Here is a 1,012-nt window from a genome sequence, read left to right as displayed (position 1 = left end):
GCACGGTCTTCACGACCGCCACGATCGTCGCGCCCGCCTCGGTCCTGGCGATAGCCGCGGTTCTCCCGGTAGCCGCCGCGGTCATCGCGGGAGCGGTGGCCGCGGTCGTCGCGGTTCTGCCGGTAACCACGGTCGGATCCGGGTTCGCGGGCCGCGCGGTTGTCGCGGTCGCCGGACCGGTAGCCGCCGGACTCGCGCCGGGTGTCGCGGTCGCCGCCGCGGAAGGGGCGGTCACCGCTGTACTGCCGGCGTTCGCCGCCTTGCTGACCCCGGTCACCGCCGAACTGGCGGCGGTCGTCGCGGTCACCGGACCGGAACCCGCGATCGCCGCGCTGACCCCGATCGCCTGACCGGTGGCCGCGGTCGTCGCGGTTGCGGTCGCCCTGCTGACGGTCACCCGAACGGAAGCCGCCACGGTCGCTGCCCTGTTCACGCCGGTTGTCGCGGAACGGCCGGTCACCGCCGTACTGCCGGCGCTCGCCACCTTCCTGGCGGTCGCGGTTGTACGGGCGGCGGTCGTCTCGGTCACCCGACTGCTGGGTTCGGTCGCGACCGAACTGGCGGTCGTCACGAGGCCGGTAGCCGCGGTCTTCACGGAACGGACGGTTGCCGGTGTTGTCACGGCGGTAGCCCTCGCGCTCCCGGTTCGGGCGGTAGTTGCCACGTTCCGGGGTACGGGGGTTGTTGTCGTTGCGGTCGCGGGTGGGGCGGTAGCCGCCTCTGTCGCGGTTCTGGTTGTTCCGATACGGGCGATTGCCCTGGTCACGACGGCCGGAGTCGCGGTCTCGGTTGCGTGCGCCACCGCTCTCTGACTCGTCGCGGTTGCGATCCGACACTGTTCCTCCTGCACTGCGGGGCTTAGGGAGTCCGTACACCCATTGAACACGCAAGAGGCCCTCCGGTGATCGGAGGGCCTCTTGGAAAGGATGTCCGGCGGTGTCCTACTCTCCCACACCCTGGCGAGTGCAGTACCATCGGCGCTGGTGGGCTTAGCTTCCGGGTTCGGAATGGG

General features: G+C 70.8%; 2 protein-coding genes and 1 rRNA gene. 2 read left to right on the top strand and 1 reads right to left on the bottom strand.

All coding sequences use genetic code 11. The features are described from left to right. Both ACIBVP_RS36970 and ACIBVP_RS36965 read left to right on the top strand, forming a co-directional pair. On the top strand, positions 1-350 hold a 350-nt coding region (locus tag ACIBVP_RS36970), incomplete at its 5' end, for a hypothetical protein (protein WP_396111131.1). 3 nt (positions 351-353) lie between these two features. Beyond that, positions 354-812: a hypothetical protein gene (locus ACIBVP_RS36965; protein WP_396111130.1), complete on the top strand. Its 459-nt coding sequence runs from the start codon at positions 354-356 to the stop codon at positions 810-812. A gap of 116 nt (positions 813-928) precedes the next feature. Here the strand turns inward: ACIBVP_RS36965 and rrf are convergent. Next, positions 929-1,012, bottom strand: a 5S ribosomal RNA gene (gene rrf, locus ACIBVP_RS36960); the annotation flags it as partial.

The sequence above is a fragment of the Actinophytocola sp. NPDC049390 genome, assembly GCF_044466355.1.
Taxonomy (GTDB): domain Bacteria; phylum Actinomycetota; class Actinomycetes; order Mycobacteriales; family Pseudonocardiaceae; genus Actinophytocola.
Note: the sequence above shows the minus strand (reverse complement) of the source record. Positions and strands in the feature narration are given on the sequence as shown.